This window comes from Nocardia higoensis NBRC 100133 (assembly GCF_000308595.1).
GTDB lineage: Bacteria > Actinomycetota > Actinomycetes > Mycobacteriales > Mycobacteriaceae > Nocardia > Nocardia higoensis.
Window position 1 is genome coordinate 15,369 of the sequence record NZ_BAGA01000034.1, and the last position, 24,018, is coordinate 39,386.

26 protein-coding genes are annotated in these 24,018 nt (G+C 70.1%); 12 read left to right on the forward strand and 14 right to left on the reverse strand.

The window, feature by feature from the left end; all coding sequences use genetic code 11:
- The first annotated feature begins 28 nt into the window (after positions 1-28).
- On the forward strand, positions 29-880 hold the full coding sequence (locus ON26_RS04325; protein ID WP_040794657.1) for an SDR family oxidoreductase: 852 nt from the start codon (positions 29-31) through the stop codon (positions 878-880).
- A 24-nt stretch (positions 881-904) separates the two neighbouring features.
- On the opposite strand, the gene ephH is transcribed toward ON26_RS04325, so the two are convergent.
- Positions 905-1,885 (reverse strand): epoxide hydrolase EphH, encoded by a 981-nt coding sequence (gene ephH, locus ON26_RS04330; RefSeq protein WP_083883726.1) that lies wholly within the window; start codon positions 1,883-1,885, stop codon positions 905-907.
- 129 nt (positions 1,886-2,014) lie between these two features.
- Here ephH and ON26_RS04335 point away from each other — a divergent pair, with 129 nt between their 5' ends.
- Genes ON26_RS04335 through ON26_RS04345 form a run of 3 tightly spaced genes read left to right on the forward strand, consistent with a single transcriptional unit; the run spans position 2,015 to position 3,763 of the window.
- Positions 2,015-2,734 (forward strand): exodeoxyribonuclease III, encoded by a 720-nt coding sequence (locus ON26_RS04335; RefSeq protein ID WP_245545720.1) that lies wholly within the window; start codon positions 2,015-2,017, stop codon positions 2,732-2,734.
- 49 nt (positions 2,735-2,783) lie between these two features.
- A complete protein-coding gene (locus ON26_RS04340) occupies positions 2,784-3,290 on the forward strand; it encodes a guanyl-specific ribonuclease (protein ID WP_040794659.1) in 507 nt (168 codons plus the stop codon).
- Positions 3,290-3,763 (forward strand): barstar family protein, encoded by a 474-nt coding sequence (locus tag ON26_RS04345; RefSeq protein ID WP_040794660.1) that lies wholly within the window; start codon positions 3,290-3,292, stop codon positions 3,761-3,763. The genes ON26_RS04340 and ON26_RS04345 overlap by 1 nt, the downstream gene beginning before the upstream one ends.
- A 12-nt stretch (positions 3,764-3,775) precedes the next feature.
- Here the strand turns inward: ON26_RS04345 and ON26_RS04350 are convergent, their stop codons facing one another.
- Positions 3,776-4,414 carry a TetR/AcrR family transcriptional regulator gene (locus tag ON26_RS04350; RefSeq protein WP_040794661.1) on the reverse strand — a complete coding sequence of 213 codons (639 nt, stop codon included), beginning with the start codon at positions 4,412-4,414 and terminating at the stop codon, positions 3,776-3,778.
- 110 nt (positions 4,415-4,524) lie between these two features.
- On the opposite strand from ON26_RS04350, the gene ON26_RS04355 reads away from it, so the two are divergent.
- The 3 genes from ON26_RS04355 to yhjD are packed head-to-tail and all read left to right on the forward strand — an operon-like array spanning position 4,525 to position 7,625.
- Positions 4,525-5,502 (forward strand): oxygenase MpaB family protein, encoded by a 978-nt coding sequence (locus ON26_RS04355; RefSeq protein ID WP_051026667.1) that lies wholly within the window; start codon positions 4,525-4,527, stop codon positions 5,500-5,502.
- A 22-nt stretch (positions 5,503-5,524) separates the two neighbouring features.
- Positions 5,525-6,556, forward strand: a complete 1,032-nt coding sequence (trpS, locus tag ON26_RS04360) for a tryptophan--tRNA ligase (RefSeq protein WP_040794662.1) — start codon at positions 5,525-5,527, stop codon at positions 6,554-6,556.
- Between the two features lie 46 nt (positions 6,557-6,602).
- A complete protein-coding gene (gene yhjD / locus ON26_RS04365; RefSeq protein ID WP_040794692.1) occupies positions 6,603-7,625 on the forward strand; it encodes an inner membrane protein YhjD in 1,023 nt (340 codons plus the stop codon).
- Positions 7,626-7,686: 61 nt separating this feature from the next.
- On the opposite strand, the gene ON26_RS04370 is transcribed toward yhjD, so the two are convergent.
- On the reverse strand, positions 7,687-8,991 hold the full coding sequence (locus ON26_RS04370; RefSeq protein WP_083883723.1) for a D-alanyl-D-alanine carboxypeptidase family protein: 1,305 nt from the start codon (positions 8,989-8,991) through the stop codon (positions 7,687-7,689).
- A gap of 293 nt (positions 8,992-9,284) precedes the next feature.
- Here ON26_RS04370 and ON26_RS04375 point away from each other — a divergent pair, with 293 nt between their 5' ends.
- Complete coding sequence (locus ON26_RS04375; RefSeq protein WP_051026685.1) at positions 9,285-9,947, forward strand: JAB domain-containing protein; 663 nt, start codon at positions 9,285-9,287, stop codon at positions 9,945-9,947.
- 573 nt (positions 9,948-10,520) lie between these two features.
- Here the strand turns inward: ON26_RS04375 and ON26_RS04380 are convergent.
- The 4 genes from ON26_RS04380 to sdhC are packed head-to-tail and all read right to left on the reverse strand — an operon-like array spanning position 10,521 to position 13,945.
- Entirely contained in the window at positions 10,521-11,294 is a 774-nt protein-coding gene (locus ON26_RS04380; RefSeq protein WP_040794665.1) for a succinate dehydrogenase iron-sulfur subunit, read from the reverse strand.
- The gene (gene sdhA / locus ON26_RS04385; RefSeq protein WP_051026668.1) at positions 11,294-13,093 is read right to left on the reverse strand and encodes a succinate dehydrogenase flavoprotein subunit; all 1,800 of its coding nucleotides are present in this window, start codon (positions 13,091-13,093) and stop codon (positions 11,294-11,296) included. The genes ON26_RS04380 and sdhA overlap by 1 nt, the downstream gene beginning before the upstream one ends.
- A 16-nt stretch (positions 13,094-13,109) precedes the next feature.
- Positions 13,110-13,541, reverse strand: a complete 432-nt coding sequence (locus ON26_RS04390) for a succinate dehydrogenase hydrophobic membrane anchor subunit (protein ID WP_040794666.1) — start codon at positions 13,539-13,541, stop codon at positions 13,110-13,112.
- A 5-nt stretch (positions 13,542-13,546) separates the two neighbouring features.
- Positions 13,547-13,945 (reverse strand): succinate dehydrogenase, cytochrome b556 subunit, encoded by a 399-nt coding sequence (gene sdhC / locus ON26_RS04395; protein ID WP_051026670.1) that lies wholly within the window; start codon positions 13,943-13,945, stop codon positions 13,547-13,549.
- Positions 13,946-14,239: 294 nt separating this feature from the next.
- Between sdhC and ON26_RS04400 the strand changes: the two genes are divergently transcribed.
- The 3 genes from ON26_RS04400 (at position 14,240) to ON26_RS04410 (ending at position 17,510) form a co-directional block, all read left to right on the forward strand.
- A complete protein-coding gene (locus tag ON26_RS04400; protein WP_040794695.1) occupies positions 14,240-14,641 on the forward strand; it encodes a cytidine deaminase in 402 nt (133 codons plus the stop codon).
- 34 nt (positions 14,642-14,675) lie between these two features.
- On the forward strand, positions 14,676-15,959 hold the full coding sequence (locus ON26_RS04405; RefSeq protein WP_051026673.1) for a thymidine phosphorylase: 1,284 nt from the start codon (positions 14,676-14,678) through the stop codon (positions 15,957-15,959).
- Between the two features lie 450 nt (positions 15,960-16,409).
- A complete protein-coding gene (locus ON26_RS04410; RefSeq protein ID WP_040794668.1) occupies positions 16,410-17,510 on the forward strand; it encodes an adenosine deaminase in 1,101 nt (366 codons plus the stop codon).
- A 7-nt stretch (positions 17,511-17,517) separates the two neighbouring features.
- Here ON26_RS04410 and ON26_RS04415 read toward each other — a convergent pair whose 3' ends face one another.
- Genes ON26_RS04415 through ON26_RS04435 form a run of 5 tightly spaced genes read right to left on the reverse strand, consistent with a single transcriptional unit; the run spans position 17,518 to position 20,923 of the window.
- Positions 17,518-18,771, reverse strand: a complete 1,254-nt coding sequence (locus ON26_RS04415) for a SatS C-terminal domain-containing protein (protein WP_040794669.1) — start codon at positions 18,769-18,771, stop codon at positions 17,518-17,520.
- A gap of 26 nt (positions 18,772-18,797) precedes the next feature.
- Entirely contained in the window at positions 18,798-19,145 is a 348-nt protein-coding gene (locus tag ON26_RS04420) for a YbaB/EbfC family nucleoid-associated protein (RefSeq protein ID WP_040794670.1), read from the reverse strand.
- Entirely contained in the window at positions 19,142-19,483 is a 342-nt protein-coding gene (locus ON26_RS04425) for a hypothetical protein (protein ID WP_051026675.1), read from the reverse strand. Before ON26_RS04425 ends, ON26_RS04420 begins: the two co-directional genes overlap by 4 nt.
- Entirely contained in the window at positions 19,480-20,601 is a 1,122-nt protein-coding gene (locus tag ON26_RS04430) for an NlpC/P60 family protein (protein ID WP_040794671.1), read from the reverse strand. Before ON26_RS04430 ends, ON26_RS04425 begins: the two co-directional genes overlap by 4 nt.
- Positions 20,602-20,605: 4 nt before the next feature.
- Positions 20,606-20,923 carry a hypothetical protein gene (locus ON26_RS04435; RefSeq protein ID WP_040794672.1) on the reverse strand — a complete coding sequence of 106 codons (318 nt, stop codon included), beginning with the start codon at positions 20,921-20,923 and terminating at the stop codon, positions 20,606-20,608.
- 138 nt (positions 20,924-21,061) lie between these two features.
- Here ON26_RS04435 and upp point away from each other — a divergent pair, with 138 nt between their 5' ends.
- Positions 21,062-21,685 (forward strand): uracil phosphoribosyltransferase, encoded by a 624-nt coding sequence (upp, locus tag ON26_RS04440; protein WP_040794673.1) that lies wholly within the window; start codon positions 21,062-21,064, stop codon positions 21,683-21,685.
- Between the two features lie 24 nt (positions 21,686-21,709).
- On the opposite strand, the gene ON26_RS04445 is transcribed toward upp, so the two are convergent.
- Both ON26_RS04445 and ON26_RS04450 read right to left on the reverse strand, forming a co-directional pair.
- Positions 21,710-23,203, reverse strand: a complete 1,494-nt coding sequence (locus ON26_RS04445) for a phospho-sugar mutase (RefSeq protein WP_051026678.1) — start codon at positions 23,201-23,203, stop codon at positions 21,710-21,712.
- Positions 23,203-23,982, reverse strand: coding sequence for a purine-nucleoside phosphorylase (locus tag ON26_RS04450; protein WP_040794674.1), 780 nt, complete (start codon positions 23,980-23,982; stop codon positions 23,203-23,205). The genes ON26_RS04445 and ON26_RS04450 overlap by 1 nt, the downstream gene beginning before the upstream one ends.
- Positions 23,983-24,018: the final 36 nt, after the last annotated feature.

The following is a 24,018-nucleotide window of genomic DNA, read 5'->3' on the forward strand; positions in this document are numbered from 1 at the left end:
GGCGAGCACTGAGAAAGGCATACACACAATGAGTTCAGCCGCACGTATCGCGGGCAAGGTCGTCGTCATCACCGGCGGCGCGCGTGGCATCGGCTTCGCCACCGCGCGCAAGCTGCGTGACCTCGGCGCGCAGGTCGCCATCGGCGACGTCGACGAGGCCAAGGTCAAGGAGTCCGGCGCCGAGCTGGGTCTCGAGGTCTACGGCAAGCTCGACGTCACCGACCCGGAGAGCTTCGAGGCCTTCCTCGACCAGGTCGAGCGCGTGCTCGGACCGATCGATGTGCTGGTCAACAACGCGGGCATCATGCCGGTCGGCCACTTCCACGAGGAGCCGGACCGCGTCTCCCGCCGCATGATCGACATCAACATCTACGGTGTGGTGCTCGGCAGCAAGCTGGCCGCCCAGCGGATGCTGCCGCGCGGCTCCGGGCACGTCATCAACATCGCCTCGCTGGCCGGCGTGCTCGCCACCCCGGGCCTGGCCACCTACGGCGGCAGCAAGGCCGCGGTGCTCACCATGACCGACGCCCTCTACGCCGAATACCGCGGCACCGGCGTCGAGTTCTCCTCGGTGGCGCCCACGTTCACCAACACCGAACTGGTCGCGGGCACCAAGGGCGCCAAGGGTGTGCGCAATGCCGAGCCGGAGGAGATCGCCGACGCGGTGGCCGGGCTGATCGTCAAGCCGCAGCGCCGGGTCGCGGTCACCAAGCTGGCGGGCCGGCTGGCGAACCTGCAGTACTACGTGCCCAACAAGATCCTCGACGCGCTGGGCGAGAAGTTCGGCATGAAGGAAGCCTTCCTCGGCGACATCGACAAGGAAGCGCGCGCCGCCTACGAGCGTCGTGCCCGTGGTGAAGAAGACCAGGCGGACTCCTGACCCGACGCGGGTGAGCCGGGTGCGTCAGACCGCGCGCAGCCTGTTGCGGCTGGCGTAGACGTGCTCGGCGATCAGGGTGGCGATCCGATCCGGCGCCTCCAGCATGGGGACGTGCCCGACCCGGTTGACCAGGATGCGGTCGGCCGAGTCGGGCAGTTCCCTCAGGTAACGCTGCGCGTAGACCCGGTTGGGGATGAACCGGTCGTACTCGGCCAGCAGCAGTCGGACCGGCGTCTTCAGCTCGGCCAGGTCGCCGGGGAGCGGGGCGCGCAAGCTGCCCCGGATCAGCGGCATCATCGCCCGGCAGTTGACGGCCGCGGTGATGGCCGCCGTCGCGTCGCGTCGCGAGACCGCCGACGGATTCTTGGCCACCACGAACAGCGCCACCCGCCGCGAGAACGGGTTGCGCGCGGTGAAGCCGGCCAGCTTCCTGCCCAGATGCGCCAGCGGCACCAGTGACAGAAATTTCAGCGCGACCCGGAACTGGGTCAGCGAGGGCACATTCCAGCCGCCGGTGGGCGCGATCAGAGTCAGCGTGCGGGCCCGGTTGCGCCGGGCCAGCTCCACTCCCACCCAGGCGCCCAGCGAGTTGCCCGCGATATGGCAGGTCCGCCAACCCATCTCATCGAGCTGTCGTTCCACCTCGTCGGCCAGGGCGGCGATATCGACGGTGTCGCCGATGGCCTCCGGGCCGCCCCAGTGCCCGGCCAGTGCGGGCGCGAACACCTCGCAGTGCGAGCCGAGCAGCGTCGCGGTCTGCTCCCAGCAGTGCGGCGAGAGCATGAAGCCGTGCAGCAACAGCAGCGGGTCGCCCGAGCCGATGTGCAGTGCCTTCATCGCGACCGGCTGGTCGGCGCCGCGGCGGATGTTCTGCCCGGCGGACTTCTCGGGCCCGGTCTCGTCCGCGGCGGCCGGGTCGAAGTCGGCGGAATCGAAGTCGTCGGCGCGCCTGGCGATATCGGCGGGGCGGGCCTTGTCGGACGGGCGGGAGGTGTCGGACGTCATCGTCAGCACCCCTTCCTGGACCGCGTGGTCCGGGGCAGGTACATCTGACCTGCATTGTACGGTCGGACAGTGCCGAACATTGTCTCAACGATCAACGCCAACGGGATCAGGGCCGCCGCGGGCAAGGGAATGCTCGCCTGGCTCGCGGCCACCGAAGCCGACTTCGTGTGCGTGCAGGAGACCCGCGCCACCGACGAGCAGACCCGCGCCGCGCTGGCACCCGCGCTCGACGACGGCTGGATCCTGACCGCCGCCGAGCCGAGCGCCAAGGGCCGGGCCGGCGTCGCGATCCTGTCCAGGCGCGCGCCCGACGCGGTGCGGATCGGCTTCGGCAGCGCCGAGTTCGACGCGACGGGTCGCTACGTGGAAGCCGACTTCGGCGAGCTGACCGTCGCCAGCGTCTACGTGCACTCCGGTGAGGCGGGCACCCCGCGCCAGGACGAGAAGTACCGGTTCATGGCCGAATTCGGCGCCTACCTGAAGGCCAGGACCGGGGAATTCGTGGTGAGCGGCGACTGGAACATCGCGCACACCGAGCGGGATCTGAAGAACTGGAAGGGCAATCGCTCCTCGGCCGGATTCCTGCCCGAGGAACGGGCCTGGATCGACGAGCTGATCGCGGCCGGATACGTCGACGTGGTGCGCACCCTGCATCCCGGCGTCGACGGCCCGTACAGCTGGTGGTCCTATCGCGGCCGCGCGTTCGACAACGACTCCGGGTGGCGCATCGACTATCAGCTGGCCCGCGGCGAACTCGCGGAGCGGGCGAAACAGGCCGTGGTGGAGCGGGCGCCGTCCTACGATCAGCGCTGGTCCGACCACGCGCCTGTCACCGTGCAGTATCGATGAACGGCCCCGCGTCCGCGCCGGGCGCCGACGAGCGAAGGACCAGCGCACGATGAATCCGAAGGTTCTCAAGGCGGTCGCGGCACTGGGCGCGCTCGCGCTGGTGCTGCTGCTGTCGCTGCTCACCACCCGGGGCGCCGACGATACCGCGGCGGACAGCACATCCGGCGCGACCCCGGCCGCCACCGCGAGCGCCGCCCCGGGCGCGACGACCACCGGCAAGGCGGCGCCGAAACCCGGTCCGGCGAGCCCGGTCACGTCCCGCGCACGGGTCGCGGGTGTCCCGGATCGCGCCTACGACACGCTCGCCGAGATCGACGCGGGTCGCTGGCCGGATTCGGCGAACGCGCCCGGCACCAAGGGCGGGGACCGTTTCATGAACCGCGACAAGGATCTGCCGCTCACCGACAGCGCCGGCAACCAGATCACGTATCAGGAGTGGGACGTCAATCCCAAGCAGCGCAACCGGTCCCGCGACGCCGAGCGCATCGTCACCGGCAGCGACGGATCGGCCTGGTACACCGGCGACCACTACGAGACATTCACGAGGATGCGCTGATGCCCCTTCCGCTCTCGCGTTTTCTCGCCCGCCCGGTCGACGCCGAGCCGGGCTCCGGCCCGCATCCGGTGCTCGGCGCCTTGCCGGTGACCGCGCCGGAACTCTCGGAGGTGCGCTACCGCGCGCCCGCCGGGTTCCTGGTGCGGGAGCTGCGCGGCGACCGGATGCGCACCGTCGCCGGGGTGTTCGACGAGTGGGCGGCGGCCTTCCAGTTCCCCTACTACTTCGGCGGCAACAAGAACGCCTTCGACGAATGCCTGCGCGATCTCGACGATTTCGTCGGCGAGGCCGCCGGTTACGTCGCGGTGGTCCGCGATGCCGCCGAGTTGCTGGCCGAGCAGGTCGAGGAGCGGGAGTGGTTCGTGGAGGCGATGCGCGATTGCGCCGACCACTGGCGTCGTCGTGAGGTCGCGTTCCTGGTGATTCTGCAGGACGATCCGGTCGCGGGCACGGTCGAGCTCACCCTCGACTGACCACGGCGCGGCTCAGCGCAGGCGGCCGGCCAGATCCTCGCCGAGCAGGACGAAGACATCGGTGGTGTGCTCGACGAGTTCGTCCTGGCTGAGCGCGATCTCGCCGTGCAACCACGACGTCAGCGTGTGCACCAGGCCGCCGACCAGGTAGGTCGCGCGGAAGTCGATCACCGCGTCGGGCAGCGGATCGGTGATGCCGTAGAAGCCGATGCCCTGCGCGGCGACCATGCGCGCGAATGCGCGGATGGTCTGGTTGCCGCGCGCCCGCAACTCCGGGGTGGCCATGCCCGCGACCAGCGCCACGTGCGCCTTGCGGGGGTCGTCGGTGAGCACGTGGATGCCCGCGGCGATGGCGGCGTGCGCCTTGCCCCTGGTCGTCTCGTCGGTGGTGTCGCGCAGCGCCTCCAGGATGGTGAGCGCCAGCTCCTCGGCGATGCGATCGAACAGTGCGGACAGCACGGCGTCGCGGCTGTCGAAACTCTCGTAGTAGTAGCGCTCGTTGAGCCCGGCCCGGCCGCACAGGCCGGAGACGGTGAGTTTGCCGAGTCCCTCGGTGCCGATGATGTCGAGCGCGGCGTCGAGCAGCGCGGTGCGCCGCTGAGCCCTGCGCTCCTCGGCGGAGACGCCGCCGTAGGTCCGCTGCGCAGTCACCCGTCCGATTCTGGCACGTTTCCGCATCGCGCAGTTTTGGCATGGGGTATTGCCAGAATCCCGCATCTGGTGGATTCTATTTCCAGATGACTCGACGAGGAGGCTCTCCCATGTCCCACGCGCCACTGACCGACCTCGGGCCGGATACGCCGAGCTCTCCCGAGCCCGGCTACTTCACCGACGACTCGATGATCCGGCGGGTCATGCGCAAGCGTGCGGTGGGCGTCACCTACGGCCTGCGCGCGCTGGTCATCGGCGCCGTGCATCCGCTGCTGTACGTGGGAACCGCCGAGAACACCCACCACCGGACCACGCCGTACACCCGGCTGGCCATCACCGGCAGGCTCTTCGAGGCCGTCTTCCTCGGCAGCAAGGCCGAGGCCGACCGGGCGCTGTCCTACACCGGCAAGCGGCACGTCAAGGTCAAGGGGCAGCTACCCGAGGACGCCGGCCCGCACAATCCGGCGGGCACGCCCTACTCGGCGCTGGACCCGGAGCTGATGTTCTGGACGATGGCCTTCACCATGGACTCTGCCGAGGTCATGCACGACATCCTGATCCGCGAGCTCACCGACGGCGAGCGCGAGGGCCTCTACCAGGACTATGTCACCTGGGGCGAGCTGTTCGGCATGCCGCGCTCGGCCGCCCCGGACACCTACGCCGGCTTCCGCGAGCGCTTCGACGGCTACATCGCCTCGCTCGAGCCGCATCTGACCGACGAGGCCGAGCTGGTCGGCTCCTACCTGATGGGCCAGCGCATTCCGTACCCGCTGCCGATGTCGGCCCAGCAGGTCAGTGTGGGGTACTACCGGCTGGTGCAGGGCAGCCTGCCGCCCGCGGTCCGCGCGATGTACGGGCTGGAGTGGGGTTCGCGTGAGCAGCGGCAGTTCGAGCTGATCGCGCGCGGCGTGCGGGCCGTGCACCGCACGCCGGTCCGCGCGGTGCGCCCGCTGAAGAACGCACTGCGCGGTCCCAGCGCGCCGCTGTACCAGACCGCCGCCAAGCGCGAGGCCGGATTGCAGCGGACCGGGCAGCCGAGCATGCCCGGTGTGGATCCGCGCACCTGGGCGGAGCGAAATTCCGCTTGAGCGGCATGGGAAGATCAGGGGTATGTCCAGTCCTGCATCAGCCCCGGCCGCGGAGCGCAAGCAGCGTGTGCTGTCCGGGATCCAGCCGACCAGTGCCTCCTTCCACCTCGGAAACTATCTGGGGGCGCTGCAGTACTGGGTAGGGATGCAGGACACCTACGACTCGCTCTACTTCATCCCCGATCTGCACGCCATCACCGTCAGCCAGGATCCCAAGGAGCTGCGGGCGCGCACCAGGGCGGCCGCGGCCCAACTGCTGGCCATCGGCATCGACCCCAAGCGATCGACGCTGTTCGTGCAGAGCCAGGTGCCCGAGCACGCCGAGCTGGCCTGGGTGCTGTCCTGCATCACCGGCTTCGGCGAGGCGAGCCGGATGACGCAGTTCAAGGACAAGTCGGCCAAGCAGGGCGCCGAGAACTCGACCGTCGGCCTGTTCACCTACCCGGTGCTGATGGCCGCCGACATCCTGCTCTACCGCGCCCATCAGGTGCCGGTCGGCGAGGATCAGCGCCAGCACCTCGAGCTGACCCGTAATCTGGCCCAGCGCTTCAACACTCGCTTCAAGAAGACCTTCGTGGTGCCCGAGGCGCACATCGTCAAGGGCACCGCCAAGATCTACGACCTGCAGGATCCGACCTCGAAGATGAGCAAGTCGGCGGCCTCGGACGCGGGTCTGATCAACCTGCTGGACGACCCGAAGGTCAGCGCCAAGAAGATCCGCTCGGCGGTCACCGACACCGAACGCGAGATCCGCTACGACCCGGAGGCCAAGCCGGGCGTCAGCAATCTGCTGGTGATCCTCGGCGCGTTGACCTCGACCCCGATCGTCACTCTCGAAAGCGACTACGCGGGCAAGGGATACGGCGACCTGAAATCCGATGTCGCCGACGCATTGGTCGAGTTCGTCACCCCGCTGCGCGCGCAGGTGGAAGAGTATCTGTCGGATCAGGGCGAACTCGACCGCATCCTCGCCGCCGGCGCGGCGCGGGCACGCGAGATCGCCGGCAACACTCTCGCGCAGGTCTACGACCGGGTGGGTTTCCTGGCTCCCTAGCCCGGGTACGACTCGTGCGAGGGCGGGCGTCGAAGGGGTGAGCGCGGTGCAGGTGGTCGACCAGGTCAAGGCCCGTATCGATCGGGAAGTGGGCCATCGCCCGTGGCTGAAGCATCTGATCCGGACAGCGGGCCGGTACCGGGACCGGCGCGGTGACCACTATGCCGCCGGCATCACCTATTTCACCGTGCTGTCGTTGTTCCCGCTGCTGATGGTGGCATTCGCGATCGCGGGCTTCGTGCTGGCGGGCAACCAGGAACTGTTCGAGGACCTGCAGGCCAAGATCGTCGAGAACATGCCCGGCGAGTTCGGCGCGCAGATCAACGATCTGGTGAACTCGGCGGTCGAATCGCGCGGCACCGTCGGCGTCCTCGGCCTGCTGACCGGTCTGTGGACCGGGCTGGGCTGGATGGCGAACCTCCGCGCGGCGCTCACCGAGCAGTGGGAAGGCAACCTGCCCGACGGTGGCAACTTCCTGACCACCAAGATCTCCGACCTCGGTGCGCTGATCGGCCTCGGTCTGGCGCTCGTGCTCTCGCTCGGTCTGTCGGCGGTGGGCTCGGGCGGACTCGGCGCGCGGGTGGTCGACGCGCTCGGGCTCGGCGACGTCTTCGGTATGGGCGTGCTGCTGCGCCTGGTGTCGATCGTGCTCGCCGTGCTGGCGACCTGGGCGGTGTTCGTCTGGACCATCGCCAGGCTGCCGCGCACGAAGGTCACGCTGGCCAGCGCCGCCAAGGCGGGGCTGATCGGCGCGGTGGCCTTCGAACTGTTCAAGTTCGTCGGCTCGATCTACCTGCGCTCGGTGCTGCACAGCCCCGCGGGCGCGACCTTCGGCTCCATCATCGGCCTGATGGTGTTCAGCTACATCACCTACCGGATCATCCTGTTCGCGACCGCCTGGGCCGCGACCACGGCGGAGAACGAGTTGCCCGCCGAGATCGAGCCGCCCCCGCCCGCGGTCATCCGGCCCAGGGGCGTCCGCAGCGGACTCTCCGGCGGGGTCGGTGCGGCCGCTTTCGGTGCGGGTGCCTTGGCGACCTTGGCTCTGACTCTGCTGCGCCGCAATTAGTTTCGGATGTCCGGCCACGGCGCGACCGGAACAGCCGGGTTCGATGGGCGGGCGAAACCTGTCAGGGGCGGCGGCGATTGATCCGGAACGCGCCGAGCAGCAGCACGACCACGGCGACGCTGCCGACGATCACCAGCAGCGCTCGGGTGTCGGCGTGCGAGACCGTATGCGGTGCGGCCAGATCCCCGTCCAGCGGCGGGGCCGCGGGTACGACGGTCGGTCCGTCGAGGTGGCTCTCGGCGCCGGGCAGGGCGCCGACCGCCGCGTCCTCGGGGAGCGCGAATCCGTAGTCGAGCAGCCGCGCCGCCTGCTCCCAGGGCCGGATCGGCAGCACGTCGGCCTTCAGCAGGGTGACGGCGAGGCGGCGGCCGCCGCGTTCGGCCGCGGCGACGAAGGTCTGGCGGGCGTCGTCGGTGAAGCCGGTCTTGCCGCCGAGCGCGCCCGGGTAGTTGTACAGCAGCGCGTTGTCGTTGCCGATGGGGAAGCCGGGGTGGTCGGTGTCGTCCGGGATCGCCGGATCCGCCGGATAACCGGGGAACTCGACCTGCTCGGTGCCGATCAGCTCGGCGAACAGCGGAATGGACATGGCCTCGCGCCACAGTGCCGACAGGTCGTAGGCCGAGGTCGACATACCCGGGCCGTCCAGGCCGGAGGGGGTGGCGGTGCGAGTGTCGAAGGCGGACAACGACTTCGCGAGCTCGTTCATCTTCGCCACCGCCGCCTCGTCGCCGCCGAGCTGGGCGGCGATCATGTGCGCGGCGTCGTTGCCGGAGACCATGATCAGCCCCTCCATCAGCTGACGGTTGGTGTAGCGCCCGCCCGGGCCGATGCCGACCCGCGAGCCCTCCACGTCCGCGGCCTCCCGGGTGCCGTACATCACCCGGTCCATGTCGAGGGTGCGCAGCGCGACGATGGCCAGCAGGACTTTGATGGTGCTGGCCGGCCGGTAGCGGCCGTGCGGATCCTTGGCCGCGAGCACCGCGCCGGTGTCGAGGTCGCTGACCAGCCAGGCGGTCGCGGAGATGTCGGCGGGCGGGGCGGGCGCTCCGTCGGGCAGCACGACGCCGCACTCGCTCATCCGCTCGCCGCCGAGCGCGGGCACCGGCACCGGCAGGGGCGCGGGTGTGGGATCGCCCGGCGCGGGCACCTCGGAGGCGTCGATCGCCGGGGGCGGGAGGTTCTTCTGCGGGCAGGTCGCGGTGTCGGGGGTGGTGAACGGCGCGGATGTGCTGGTCACCGGCTGGGAGGTGCCCGACGGTTGGGCCGCCGCCGGTTCGGCGGTGACCGGGGCGGCCGTCAGGCCGAGCGCGGCCGTGACGACGGCGGTGCACACGGCGCGTCCGAGGACCGAGGAGCGAGATCTCATCGCCACTGAGCCTAGCGGTCACGGCCGTGTGGAACCCGGCGCCACCGGCCGCCGGCGTCGAGCGGGGGCTACGGGGAACGGGGGCGCAGGGCGGTGCGGCACGACGAGGGCCCTCACCACCGGCCAGCCTCGGGCGAAGCGCCGCCGCGCACCGGCCGGGGGAGCGGCGCGGGCGGCCGGTCCGTGCGGGGATCGTGCCGCCGAGTGCGCACGGCCGGTGTCGGTGGGTGCTGGCATGATCGGCGAATCATCGTGTGCGACAGGGGGTTGGGATGTCGGTACCGATCTCGCGGATGCCCAGTGCGCAGCGGCCGAGGGAACGACTGTTCGCGCTCGGGCCGCAGGCGCTCAGCGACGGCGAACTGCTCGCACTGCTGCTCGGGCAGGGCCGACGCGGGGCGAGCGCGCTGGAACTGGCCGCCGAACTGCTCGCCGACCACGGCGGGGTCGCCGGTCTGGCGTCGGCTCGGCCCGAGGAACTCGCCGGCCGGGTCGGCGTCGGCTCGGCCAAGGCGGCGGCCCTCGTCGCGGCCTTCCAGCTCGCCAGCCGGGCCCGAGCCGATCCGGATCGGGCCCCGCGCCTGGTCGGCGCCGAAGATCTGGCCCGGGTCGCCGCCCCGCTGTTCGCCGGCGCCCGGGTGGAACGCATGCTGGTGCTGATCTGCGACGCCCAGCACCGGCTGCGCCGCACCGTGTTCGTCGCCGAGGGCGCGATCGACCGGGTGGCCGTCCCGGTACGGGAGATCCTCAACACCGTCCTGCGCCACGACGGCAGGTGTTTCGCCGTCGTGCACAACCACCCCTCCGGCGATCCCCATCCCAGCGTCGACGACCGCCGCGCCACCACCCTGCTGCGCGCCGCCGCGGAGACCGTGGGGCTGCGGTTTCTCGACCACGTGGTCCTCGCCGGTGATCGCTGGGCCCGCGCCGCGGCGCTGTCCGTCGGCGAGGACTGAGAGTTGTCGTGCGGGCGGACCCCGGGGCCTGCCGGGACCCTGGCTCTCAACCGAACTCGGCCGCCACGGAATCCGCGAAGTCACGGGGCGGCCCGCCGGTGATACGGGCGACCGTGTCGTGGACTTCGCCGCCTCGGCCCGCGCGACGAGGTAGATCGCGGCGGCTCCGTCGACGGCACGGCGATGGGTGGACGGGTCCGCCCAATCGAAACGCAGGTGTCGCGGGTCGTCCCCGCGTGGATGTCGGGTTGGCGAGCCGGACGGTGGCGCCCGCGCCGGTCAGGACCCTCGCGACCCGACGGCCGGTGGTCCTGCCCGATCTGGTCGCCGAGTCGGCCCGGCACCCGGCGCTGGGCGTTCCTCGTCGGCTCGAGCCGACAGGCCGACAGTGCGCCCCGGTGACGCCACAGTGGGGCCGGCCGGTTACATGACGGTGGCGGTCCCCGGCGGCCTGACAGTGCGGGCGGGTCGTGTGACGGCACCGGCCGGTGGCGCGACGGTACGGCCCCGGTGCGGAAACGACGAAGGCCGCCCGTGTCCGTCGACACGAGCGGCCTTCGCCCAGAGCGATGATCAGCGGGTGAACAGCAGGGCCCGCTTGACCTCCTGGATCGCCTTGGTGACCTCGATACCGCGAGGGCAGGCGTCGGTGCAGTTGAAGGTGGTGCGGCAGCGCCACACGCCCTCGACATCGTTGAGGATGTCCAGGCGCTCGCGGGCGCCCTCGTCACGGCTGTCGAAGATGAAGCGGTGCGCGTTCACGATCGCGGCCGGGCCGAAGTAGCTGCCGTCGCTCCAGTACACGGGGCAGGAGGTGGTGCAGCAGGCGCACAGGATGCACTTGGTGGTGTCGTCGAACCGGGCGCGGTCGGCCTGGCTCTGGATGCGCTCACGGGTCGGCTCGTTGCCGGTCGCGATGAGGTAGGGCTTCACCGCGCGGAACGCGTCGAAGAACGGCTCCATGTCCACCACGAGGTCCTTCTCCACGGGCAGGCCGCGGATCGGCTCGACGGAGACGGTGATGGCCTTGCCGTCCTTGGGCAGCATGTCCTTCATGAGCACCTTGCAGGCCAGCCGGTTGACACCGTTGATCCGCATGGCGTCGGAACCGCAGACACCGTGGGCGCAGGAGCGCCGGAAGGTGAGCGTGCCGTCCAGGTAGGACTTGATGTAGATGAGCACGTTCAGGAAGCGGTCGGTCGGCAGGACCGGCACCTGGAAGGACTCCCAGTGCGCGCCCTTGTCGTCTTCGGGGTTGAACCGCGCCACCTTGACCGTGATCATCACCGAGCCCTCCGGCACCGGGGCCGGATTCGACGGAGTGGTCTTCTCGAGTACGGCAGTCATCAGTACTTACGCTCCATCGGCTCGTAGCGGGTCTGCACCACCGGCTTGAAGTCGAGCCGGATGTCGGACAGCAGATCCGTGCCCTCCTTGTAGGCCATGGTGTGCCGCATGAAGTTCACGTCGTCGCGGTCCGGGTAGTCCTCGCGGGCGTGGCCGCCGCGCGATTCCTTGCGGTTGAGCGCGCCGACGACGGTGACCTCGGCCAGCTCGAGCAGGAAGCCCAGCTCGACGGCCTCGAGCAGGTCGCTGTTGTAGCGCTTGCCCTTGTCCTGCACCGTGATCCGCGCGTAACGCTCCTTGAGCTCGTGGATGTCGGTGAGGGCCTGCTTGAGGGTGTCCTCGGTGCGGAACACCGAGGCGTTGTTGTCCATCGACTTCTGCAGCTCGGTGCGGATGTCGGCCACCCGCTCGTTGCCGTGGTCGGACAGGATCAGCGACAGCCAGTCCTGCACCATCTGCGCCGGGTTCTCCGGCATGTCGACGAACTCGCTGCGCTCGGCGTACTCGGCGGCGGCGATGCCCGCGCGACGGCCGAAGACGTTGATGTCGAGCAGCGAGTTGGTGCCCAGGCGGTTCGCGCCGTGCACCGAGACGCAGGCGCATTCGCCCGCGGCGTAGAGGCCGGGCACGATATCGGTGTTGTTGCGCAGCACCTCGCCGCGGATCCGGGTCGGGATGCCACCCATCACGTAGTGACAGGTCGGGAACACCGGCACCAGTTCCTTCACCGGGTCCACGCCCAGGTAGGTGCGGGAGAACTCGGTGATGTCGGGCAGCTTCTCCTCGAGCACGTCCTCGCCGAGGTGGGTCACGTCGATGTAGACGTAGTCCTTGTTCGGTCCGGCGCCGCGGCCTTCGAGCACCTCGAGCACCATCGAGCGGGCGACGATGTCGCGGGGCGCGAGGTCCTTGATGGTGGGGGCGTAGCGCTCCATGAAGCGCTCGCCGTCGGCGTTGCGCAGGATGCCGCCCTCGCCGCGGACCGCCTCGGAGATGAGGATGCCCAGGCCGGCCAGGCCCGTGGGATGGAACTGGTGGAACTCCATGTCCTCGAGCGGCAGGCCCTTGCGGAACACGATCGCCATGCCGTCGCCGGTCAGCGTGTGCGCGTTCGAGGTGGTCTTGTACATGCGACCCGAACCACCGGTGGCGAACACGATCGACTTGGCGTGGAAGATGTGCAGCTCGCCGGTGGCCAGCTCGTAGGCGACCACGCCGGTGGCGACCGGACCGCGCTCGGTCTCGGTGAGCACCAGGTCGAGCACGTAGAACTCGTTGTAGAACTCCACGTCGTGCTTGACGCAGTTCTGGTACAGCGTCTGCAGGATCATGTGACCGGTGCGGTCGGCGGCGTAGCAGGCGCGGCGCACGGGGGCCTTGCCGTGGTCGCGGGTGTGGCCGCCGAAGCGACGCTGGTCGATCTTGCCTTCGGGGGTCCGGTTGAACGGCAGACCCATCTTCTCCAGGTCGAGCACCGCGTCGATGGCCTCCTTGGCCATGATCTCCGCGGCGTCCTGGTCGACGATGTAGTCACCACCCTTGACGGTGTCGAAGGTGTGCCACTCCCAGTTGTCCTCTTCCACGTTGGCCAGCGCGGCGCACATGCCGCCCTGGGCCGCGCCGGTGTGGCTACGGGTCGGGTACAGCTTGGTCAGCACGGCCGTCCGGACGCGGGGGCCCGCCTCGATGGCCGCGCGCATACCCGCGCCGCCGGCACCGACGATGACGACGTCGTAGCGATGCTCCTGAACAGGACGGGCTGCGACGGCGCCGCTGTTACGTTCGCTGGACTCACTCATGCGAGGTGGCCTGTTCCTAACTGATGTTGGGGTCGAAGGTGAAGATGACGTACGTGCCGACGCCCATGACCAGGATCATCGATACGGCCAGCAGGGTCTTGAGCCAGAAGCGGGTCGAGTCCTTGCGGGAGTAGTCGTCGATCACGGTGCGCAGGCCGTTGCCGCCGTGCAGCTGGGCCAGCCAGAGCATGGTCAGATCCCAGATCTGCCAGAACGGGGACGCCCAGCGGCCGGCCACGAACGCGAAGTTCAGCCGCTTCACGCCGCCGTCCATCATCAGCATGATGAACATGTGGCCGAGGACCAGCACGATCAGCAGCAGGCCGGAGAAACGCATGAACAGCCACGCGTACTTCTCGAAGTTGTTCTTCGAGCGGGCACGCGGCGAGCGCGGCAGATCGAGGCTGGCAGGCCGGTCGTAGGACTTGCCGAGAACAGGTGCGCTCATCGTGATCAGTGCTCCGTCAGCAGGTAGAAGAACTGGCGGCCGACGCCGGCGGCCGAGACCAGGATCCAGATCGTCAGCACGATCCAGAGCATCTGGCGCTGGAAGCGCGGGCCCTGGGACCAGAAGTCGACGAGGATCACGCGGACGCCGTTGAGTGCGTGGAACAGCACGCAGACGACCAGGCCCATCTCCATCAGAGCGACGAGTGGGCTCTTGTAGGTCTCGATCGCCTCGTTGTACGTCTGCGGGCTGACCCGGACCAGGGCGGTGTCCAGCACGTGTACGAAGAGGAAGAAGAAGATCGTGACACCGGTGATCCGGTGCAGCGCCCAGGACCACATTCCGGGGTCGCCTCGATAGAGCGTCTTCCGCTTCGGCTGAGCCGGAGCTTCGATCGTGGTCATAGAGTGCGCTGCCTCCAACGTCGTCGATGGACCCGGTTGCAGGCCCGGTGCCGACCGCGCTTGATGGGGCGAAATCCCCAGGTGGCTGTGCCTTGCTCCTCTAGCACGTGCCCGCTGTCGGGAACCTGAACCGATCTATCTCGGACTCTAATCCTCTCCGTTTCCCGGAACTAATTCGGCGTGCCGTGCGTTACCTGGCGAGCCGGTGGGTTAGGTTTACCTTCGTTGCCACGAAACGGGACGCGCTTCGCCATGCGCGCGCGTGGCCGCGACCCGTTCGAGCGGAGGTCGGTCATGCCCGAAATCGACTGGAATGTATTGCGCGACAATGCTGTTCACGCAATGCGACGAGCCTATTCGCCGTACTCGCGGTTTCCGGTCGGCGCTGCCGCTCTCAGCGGCGACGGCCGAATTGTGAGCGGATGCAATGTGGAAAATGTCTCATACGGACTGGGCCTGTGTGCCGAATGTGTACTCGTCGGTAACTTTATCGTGACCGGCGGCGGACGCTTGGTGGCGGTCTCCGTGTGCGATTCCCGGGGCGAAATTCTGACCCCCTGCGGCCGCTGCCGCCAGGTGTTGCTGGAACACGGCGGCGCCGAGTTGCTGATCGACCACCGCGACGGCCCGCGCCCGCTGCGCCAACTGCTGCCCGACGCGTTCGGGCCCGACGATCTGGCGGCCGGGCAGTCCTGAGCGCGCTCGGATCGCGCATGCCAGACTGGCGCGCGTGACGGCATTGGACGCGGTTTCGATCATCACGACCAAACGCGACGGCGGGCAGCTGTCCGACGAGCGGATCGACTGGGTGATCGATGCGTTCACCCGCGGCGAGGTCTCCGACGAGCAGATGGCCGCGCTGGCGATGGCCATCGTGTGGCGGGGGATGACCAGGGCCGAGACCGCGCGCTGGACCGCGGCCATGATCGCCTCCGGACAGCGACTGGACTTCACCGATCTGCCCCGCCCGACGGTGGACAAGCACTCCACCGGCGGTGTCGGCGACAAGATCACCCTCCCGCTCGCGCCGCTGGTCGCCGCCTGCGGCGCGGCGATACCGCAACTGTCCGGGCGCGGCCTCGGTCACACCGGCGGCACGCTGGACAAGCTGGAGTCGATCCCGGGCTGGCGCGCCGACCTCGGGCCCGCAAGGCTGCGCGAGATCCTCGCCGACCCGGCGATCGGCGCGGCGGTGTGCGCGGCGGGCGCCGACCTCGCTCCGGCCGACAGGCGCCTCTACGCGCTGCGTGACGTGACCGGCACCGTCGAATCGATCCCGCTGATCGCCAGTTCGATCATGAGCAAGAAGATCGCCGAGGGCACCGCCGCGCTGGTGCTGGATGTGAAGGTGGGCACGGGCGCCTTCATGAAGGACCGGGCCGGCGCCACCGAACTGGCCACCACCATGGTCGAGCTCGGCGCCGACGCCGGGGTACGCACGGTCGCCCTGCTGACCGCCATGGACATCCCGCTCGGCCGCACCGCGGGCAACGCCCTGGAGGTGGCCGAGTCGGTGGAGGTGCTGGCGGGCGGCGGACCCGCCGACGTGGTGGAGCTGACGCTGGCCCTGGCCACCGAGATGATCGCGCTGGCCGGCCTGGACGTCGATCCGGCCGAGGCGCTCGCCTCCGGCCGGGCCATGGACCACTGGCGCGCCATGGTGCGCGCGCAGGGCGGCGACCCCGACGCGCCGTTGCCGCGCGCCGCCCACACCGAGACGCTGCGCGCCGATCGCGACGGCGTGCTCACCCGGCTGGACGCGCTCGGCGTGGGAGTGGCCGCCTGGCGGCTCGGCGCGGGCCGGGCCAGGCAGGGCGACCCGGTGCAGTACGGCGCCGGTGTCGAGTTGCACGCCAAGCCCGGCGACATGGTGCGCGCCGGGGATCCGCTGGTCACCATGCACACCGACACGCCGCACGCCTTCGCCGGCGCCGCGTCGGCCCTGGCCGAGGCGACGGAGATCGGTGACCAGGCGCCCCCCGCGGCACCGCTCATCCTCGATCGCATCGGCTGACGGCCCGCGCCGCACCAGACCCTCGGTCACGGGCTCGAGCAGCCGATTCCGGCCCGCGGCTCCCGCGATGCCGGTGCGGGTGGCCGCTGCCGTGCATCGGCGCGGGTTGGTCGCGTGTGCCGCCGGGCTTCGGCGTGCTGCGTGCGTGCGTTGCGGGGTTTCGGCGTGCTGCGTGCGTGTGCCGCCGGGGCTCGGCGCGCTGTGTGCGTTGCGGGGTTTCGGCGCGGGTTGCTCGCATGCGCTGCCGGGCACGGTAGCCGGCCGATGACCGTGTGACCTGCGCGGCGACGCAACATGCCTGCGCTGCGGTCGCTCACCGCGTGTCGGGACAGCCGCGCCGGCGGGTGCGAGGGGATCGGTGAGATGGACGGAACCGGTCGCCCGGGTGACCTCCCGGTGTCACCTGCGCGGTCCGCTGCCGAAACGGGGGACCGCGGCTAACGTATTGCTATGACAGGACCGACGCCACCGACCCTCGCTTCGATCCGCCGAGCTCCCAAGGCCTTGCTGCACGATCACCTCGACGGTGGCCTGCGGCCCGCCACGGTGCTGGAACTCGCCGCCGAGTGCGGTTACGACGAGCTACCGGCCGACAACGAAGCCGATCTGGCGGCCTGGTTCCGGGAAGCCGCCGACTCCGGCTCGCTGGAGCGCTATCTGGAAACCTTCGCCCATACCGTCGCCGTCATGCAGACGCCCGAGGGCCTGCGCCGGGTCGCCCGCGAGTGCGTCCTGGATCTGGCCGACGACAGCGTCGTCTACGCCGAGGTCCGCTTCGCCCCGGAACAACACCTCGAACGCGGCCTGAGTCTCGACGAGGTGGTCGAGCACACCCTGGCCGGATTTCGGGAGGGCGAGGCCGAGGCCGCCGCGGCCGGGCAGCCGATCGTGGTGATCTGTCTGCTGACCGCCATGCGGCACGCGGCGCGCTCGCGCGAGATCGCCGAGTTGACCGTGCGCTGGCGTGACCGCGGCGTCGGCGGCTTCGACATCGCGGGCGCCGAGGCCGGTTTCCCGCCCACCCGGCACCTGGACGCCTTCGAATACATGCGCGCCAGCAACGCCCACTTCACCATCCACGCGGGCGAGGCGTTCGGGCTGCCGTCGATCCACGAGGCGCTGGCCTACTGCGGCTGCGACCGGCTCGGGCACGGGGTGCGCATCATCGACGACATCCGGGTGCCCGGCGGCGACATCGCCGAGGCCGAGCTCGGCAGGCTGGCCTCTTATGTGCGCGACAAGCGCATCCCGCTGGAACTGTGCCCGTCGTCGAATGTGCAGACCGGCGCGGTGCCCTCGCTCGACAAGCATCCCTTCGACCTGCTGGCCCGGCTGCGTTTCCGGGTCACGGTCAACACCGACAACCGGCTGATGAGCGACACCAGCATGAGCAAGGAGATGCTGGAGCTGTCGCAGACCTTCGGCTACGGCTGGAGCGATCTCGAGCGGTTCACCATCAACGCCATGAAGTCGGCGTTCATCCCGTTCCCGGAACGCCTGCGCATCATCGACGACATCATCAAGCCGGGTTATGCGGTCCTGATCGGCTGATCAGGACCTATTCCGAGGTCAAGCGGGCCTCGAACGCGCGCTCGAGCTCCCGCCAGGCCTGCGCCTCGGCGTTGAACGGCGGGTTCGGGGCCAGCCGGGTCGGGTCCGGGTTGAGCAGGTAGGAGACATACCAGCCCAGTGGGGTGGACTTGGCCAGCGCCACCTCGACCACGTCGTCGTCGGCGTAGTCGGCGGCGTCGGTGAACAACTCGACGGCGAGGTCGAGCTGGTCGATGTCCACGGCGTCCGGGCCCGCGGCCAGGTCGTCGGCCAGGCCGGGCAGCACGTAGACGTTCTCGTCGGTGACCTCGACCTCGAGCGAGCCGTCGATGGCGGCCGTCTGCACCTCGCCGAAGGTGCTGACCCTGGCCAGATCGTGCTCGTGGTCGTCGGCGAGGTAACGGGCCAGCGCGCGCTCGGAGGCGAAGGTCAGGATCGCGCCGTCGTTGCCGAGGAAGATCGGCTCGTCGTCGAGGTAGCAGCGCAGCGTGAAGTGGCTGCCCTCGGAGGTGATGATCTTGATCGGGTCGATGCCGACCTCGTGCCAGAACGAGTCGTCCTCGTCCTCGTCCTCCTCGTCGGCCGCGTCGAGGTCGACCGGTTCGAACTCGGACTCTTCCTCGCTGTCGGCGACGTCGTCGGCGTCGACGACGTTCTCCTCGGCGGCCAGCAGCTCGGCCTCCGCCACGGACACCGCCGTGGCATCCACGTCGGGAGTGCTCACCACCGAGTCGATCGCGTCGAGCACGCCGTCCCAGTCCTTGGCGATCGCGGCGCCGATCTGATCCCAGAGTTCCTCGCCGTCACGCCCGACGAACGCGCTCACCCCGCCGGGCAGCGCGCCGAGCACCGGGTGCGAACTGAAGAATTTGGTGACCGCCTCCAGCTCGCATACCTCGCCCAGGTTGCGCACCATGTCGAGGGTGTCCTCGAGTTCGGCGACGGTTTCCGGCTCCGGGTCGCCCGCGGCCAGCTCGGGGACGCCGACCAGGTCGAAGGTGTGGTGTTCCTGCGGCTCCAGTTCCACCGCTGACAGCCCCACCACGACCTTCCACGCGGGATGGTCGACCAGATCGTTGTCGGTGTCGGTGCGGACGAAGGCCGCCAGTTCCGCGACGGACTCGAATCCGTAGAGGTCGTCCTCGTGTCCGAGGAACGCCATCCACTCGTCGTCACCGTCTCGCCAGCGCGGTGCCCACAGAGTGACGAGATCGCCGTCGGTCAGGCCGAGCTCGATCGGGACGATGTCTCCAGAAGCCATGAGCGGAAGCCTATCGAGCTTCCGGCTCAGGCACTATCCCGCCCGCCCCCGAGCGGACCCGAAATCGAGTTCGTGTCCGAGGCGAACGACTCGTTCAGTGCCGCAACGACCTTCGAACGCTGTTCACCGGCGTCCTCGGCGGCCTGTCGGCACGCCCAGATGATCAGCTGACCGACATCGGCCGGGGCCATCGTGGTGACCGCTTCCGAGAGCCGCAGCCCGACCAGCGCGCCGTTGCTGTCGATCTCGACGGCGACCGCGCCGTCCTCGCTGGTGAAGCTGCCGCGCACCTGGCCGAGGCCGTACAGGGCGGCCTCGAGCGCCTCCAGCTTGGCGGTCGCGTTGGCGACCAGGGCATCCATCTCCGCGCTCACAGTGGCCTCATCCAGGTGGTCGGTCCGGTGTCGGCGTCGTCGATCCGGTCGAGCTCGTCGACCGCCTGCTGCCGGGTCGGCAGGCCGAGCTTGTCGAGGATGTCGGCGGGCATGCCCGTCTCGGCGAGCAGCTCGCGGCGCTTGGCCCGCGCGGCGATGGCCGAGCGCTGGGTGAGCCGCAGGATCTCGTTGGCCAGTGCCTGCGCGCCGTAGCGGTATTCGCTGCGCTCGAACTTGATCTCCACCGGCATGCCCTGATCGGTCGCGCGCACCGCGATGGTGCCCGACCGGTTCTGGCTGACCGCCACGGTGACGTTCGGAATCTGCTGTTCGCTCATTCTGTGGGCCTGTAGAAGCCGTAGAACTCCATACCCATGTTCTCCGTTCGGATATTGCTGATCGAGACCGGATCGCCCGCCTCGATGAGCTGGCCGTTGCCGACCACCATCGCGACGTGGCCGTCCCACACCGCCAGATCGCCGGGCATCAGATCACCGGGGGAGACCTGCGGGTGGCCGATGTGCTGCTCCTGCGCCAGGCGCGGCAGCTCCACCCCGGCCTCGCCGTAGGCCCACTTGGTCAGACCGCTGCAGTCGATGCCGGAGCCGGGAGTGTTGCCGCCCCAGACATAGGGGGTGCCGGTGGCGCTGATCGCCGAGGTGACCGCCTTGGCGGCCTTCTCGTTCGGCGCCTCGACCACGCTGCCGTCGGGCAGGGTGATCTTCACGCCGTCGGAGGTGGCGCTCGACGAGTTCGAGGTGTTCGTGTTCTGGCCGCTCGGCGTGCTCGCGGCCGGGGTGGTGGAGGTGCTGGTCTGCGCGACCTGCTTCAGTGGCGTGCTCGCCAGCGAGGTGGCCAGCGAACCGGCCTGGCCCGCCATGCCGAGCAGGCTCTGCAGTCCGGAACCCGCCTGGCTGGTGACGGCCCCCGGCAGGCTCGCCACCGCCGGGCTCGACGGCGCGGGCGTCAGCTGGGTGATCGCGGCCGTCTGGGTGTCGAGTTCGCTGCGCACCCGGCCGACCACGCCGATGCCCTGGTTCAGATGCTCGATGGCCGAGCCGACCAGCAGCGAGAAGCCCTGCGGCGTGGCCACGGTCGGACCGAGCGCGGTGGCCGTGTTCACGAAGGACTGCACGATGGCGTTCAGGTCCTTCTGACCCGTTTCCACTTCGGCGGCAGCCTGATTCACCACGGTGGCCATCTCGGTGCCCCGGTCGGAGATGGTGGCCGCGGAGGTCTGCACCCGCAACGCCTTCGAGGTCGCCGAGTCGGCCGCGAGGCCGTCCCACACGCTGTTGAGTTGGTTGATGCTCGCCTTGCCGAACTGGTGCAACTGATCGAGCGCGGTGGAGGTGGACACCAGCGAATCGCCGGGGCCGCCGCTGGGCTGCACGCCCGTGCCGAAACTGCTGAGCAGGTCGAGCAAGGGCTTGACCAGCACATTGATGTCGATCACCGGCTCACCCGTCCAGATCGGCCGAGCGCAGTGCCGCCGCGTTGTTCAGGTCCGTCTCGGTGAGCACGGTGGCCGAGGCCGCGGCCGCGCCGCCCATGCTCGACAGCACCGCCGACAACTGGGCGATCGAGGCCACGTGCCCGGCGTGCGCCGCGGCATAGGCGGCCATGAAGTCGCCACCGATGAGACCCATGATCGGACCGAGCAAGGCGGGCGAGGCGCCCGCGGCCCCCGCTGCGATCCCAGCCATTTCCCCCGCCATGACACCGGCGGTCGCGCCATAGGCGACGATGCCCTCGGTGTCCGCCGACATCTTGGTCATGAAGTGCTTCCCCCATCCGTTCGTTCCCAGGCAGAGTACGTCATCCACCTATTTCGACGCGCCGTCTCGCCGCGTGGTTCCACACCCCCGGGAAAAAGATTCACGCCTTCGCTCGCGATCGACCTTATCGTTCCTTGCATGCGCACCCACACCGTGGATCACCCGCTGGCCGCCGCCCTGCTGACGACGATGCGCGACGAGCGCAGCACCGACGCCGCGTTCCGCGCGGCGCTGTCCGACCTCACCGGAATACTGATCTACGAGGCGCTCCGGGACGCCCCGGTGGCCACCTACGAGATCACCACCCCGGTCTCGCGGACCGTCGGCGTCCGGCTGGCGACCCCGCCGCTGCTGGTGCCGGTGCTGCGGGCCGGACTCGGAATGGTCGACACCGCATCGGGTCTGATCCCGCAGGCGCGGGTCGGATTCGTCGGCATCGCCCGCGACGAGACCACCCACGAGCCGGTGCCCTATCTGGAATCGCTGCCCGACAACCTCGCTCACATCCCGGTTCTGGTGCTCGATCCGATGCTCGCGACCGGCGGCTCCATGCGCCACACCCTGGAACTGCTCGCCGCCCGCGGAGCCACCGACATCACCGCGGTGTGCGTGGTCGCCGCTCCCGAGGGCATCGCCGCGCTGGAGGACAGCGGGTTGCCGGTGCGCTTGCTGACCGCCGCCATCGACGACGGGCTCAACGAGAACGCCTACATCGTCCCGGGTCTCGGTGACGCGGGCGACCGCCAGTTCGGGCCGCGCTGACGCGAGTTGCCGTCGCGGCGCGCCTCAAAGGGTCCGGCAGAACTCGGCCAGCTCGGAAAGTCGCCGCCGCGCAGCATTCTTCGCCTCCGGCAGGGCCTCGCGGCCGGACACCGGCAGCACGACCTCCAGATAGCACTTGAGCTTCGGCTCGGTCCCGGACGGGCGTATCACCACTCGCGACCGCTCGCCGTCGAAAATCAGTGCGTCCGTACGCATCCGCCCGCGCACCGCGAGCTGGTCGGTGTAGCGCATCGGCTCGCCGGCGATCACCCCCGGCGGCGCCGCGCGCAGTCGGGCGACCGCCGCCGACGCGGCATCGGCATCGGCGAGGCGCAGCGAGACCTGGTCGCCCGCGTGCAAACCGAAGGACAGCGCGTACTCGTCCAGATCGTCGAGCAGGCTGCGTCCGCGCGCCTTGCCCGCGGCGACCGCGTCGGCGGCCAGCACCGCCGCGGAGATCCCGTCCTTGTCGCGCACCACGGCCGGGTCGACGCAGTGCCCGATCGCCTCCTCGTAGGCGTAGACCAGCCCGTCGCCGGCGCGGGCCAGCCATTTGAAGCCGGTCAGCGTCTCGGCGTAGCGGGCGCCCCTGGCGGCGGCCACTTTCGACAGCAGTCGGGAGGAGACGATCGTGGTGGCCACCAGCGCGTCCGGCGCGGCGGTGCCGAGCACCCGGTCACCGAGCAGCACCCCGGTCTCGTCGCCGCGCAACATCCGCCAGCCGTCCGGTCCGGGCACGCCGAGGGCGCACCGATCGGCGTCTGGGTCGAGGGCGATGGCCAGGTCGGCGTCCACCCGTCGCGCGAGCGCCAGCAGCAGATCGGCGGCGCCGGGTTCCTCGGGGTTGGGGAAGGCCACGGTCGGGAAATCCGGGTCGGGATCGAACTGTTCGGCCACCACGTGCACATCGGTGAACCCGGCCGTCGACAGCGCCCGCAGAGCCGTCTCGCCGCCCACGCCGTGCAGCGGGGTCAGCGCGATCCGGATGGGCGCCCGCGGGCCGTCGCCGCCGATACGCGAGGGCAGTTCGGCGACCCGTGCCAGATAATCGCGCAGCAGCGTGTCGCCGGCCGGCTCGACGGGGGAGCGGTCGAACGGCGGTCGCGCGGCGTCGATGCAGCGTTCGATCTCGGTGTCCGCGGGGGCGATCAGCTGCGAACCGCCCTCCAGGTACAGCTTGTAGCCGTTGTCGCTCGCGGGATTGTGCGAGGCGGTGATCTGCACCCCGGCCACCGCTGCGAGCGCGCGCACCGCGTAAGCGACCACCGGGGTGGGCAACGGCTCCGGCAGCAGCGTCACGGGAAACCCGGCGGCCTGGAAGATCTCCGCGGTGACGGTCGCGAATTCCGCCGAGCCGTGCCTGGCGTCGCGCCCGACCACCACCCGGCCGCCGCCGAGACAGCGCTCGCGCAACCACGCGGTCACCCCGGCGGTGGCCCTGGCGACGGTCTCGGCGTTCATCCCGTCGGGACCCGCTCGCAGCGGACCGCGCAGGCCTGCCGTACCGAAGCGCAGCATCAGAGCCGTTCCAGCACGCCGCGCAGCAGCTTGCCCAGTCGTGGCGCGGCGGCCGCGCCCTCGGCCAGCACCTCGGCGTGCGAGAGATGCTGGCCGGTCACGCCCGCGGCCAGGTTGGTCACCAGGGACAGGCCGAGCAGGCGGACGCCGAGCGAGCGGCAGGCGATCGCCTCGAGCACGGTGGACATGCCGACCAGGTCGGCGCCGACGGTGGCGAGCATGCGGATCTCGGCGGGCGTCTCGTACTGCGGGCCGGTCAGGCCCGCGTACACGCCTTCGGTCAGGCCGGGGTCGATCTCGCGGGCCAGCGCGCGCAGGCCGGGATCCCAGGCGTCGACCAGGTCGACGAAGGCGGCCCCGGTCAGCGGCGAACGGCCGGTCAGGTTCAGATGGTCGGCGATCAGCACCGGCTCGCCGACGCTCAGGCCCGGACGGATGCCGCCCGCCGCGTTGGTCAGCACGATGATCTCGGCGCCCGCCGCCACGGCCGCGGTCACCGGGTGCACCACCTCGGCGGGGGAGTAGCCCTCGTAGAGGTGCTGACGGCCCATCAGCACCAGCACCCGGTTGCCGCCGACCGGGACCGAATGCAGCACGGGCACATGGCCCTGTGCGGTCGGCGTCCCGAAGCCGGGCAGCTCGGGCATCGGCACCGAGGCGGTGGGCGCGCCCAGTTCGGCGGCGGCGGCCTGCCACCCCGATCCGAGCACCACCGCGACGCGATGGCGGGGGGCTCCGGTCCGTTCGGCGATCGCTTCGGCGGCCTGTTCGGCAAGCATGGCACCAGTATCGCCATCCGCGGTGTGACCTGTCGC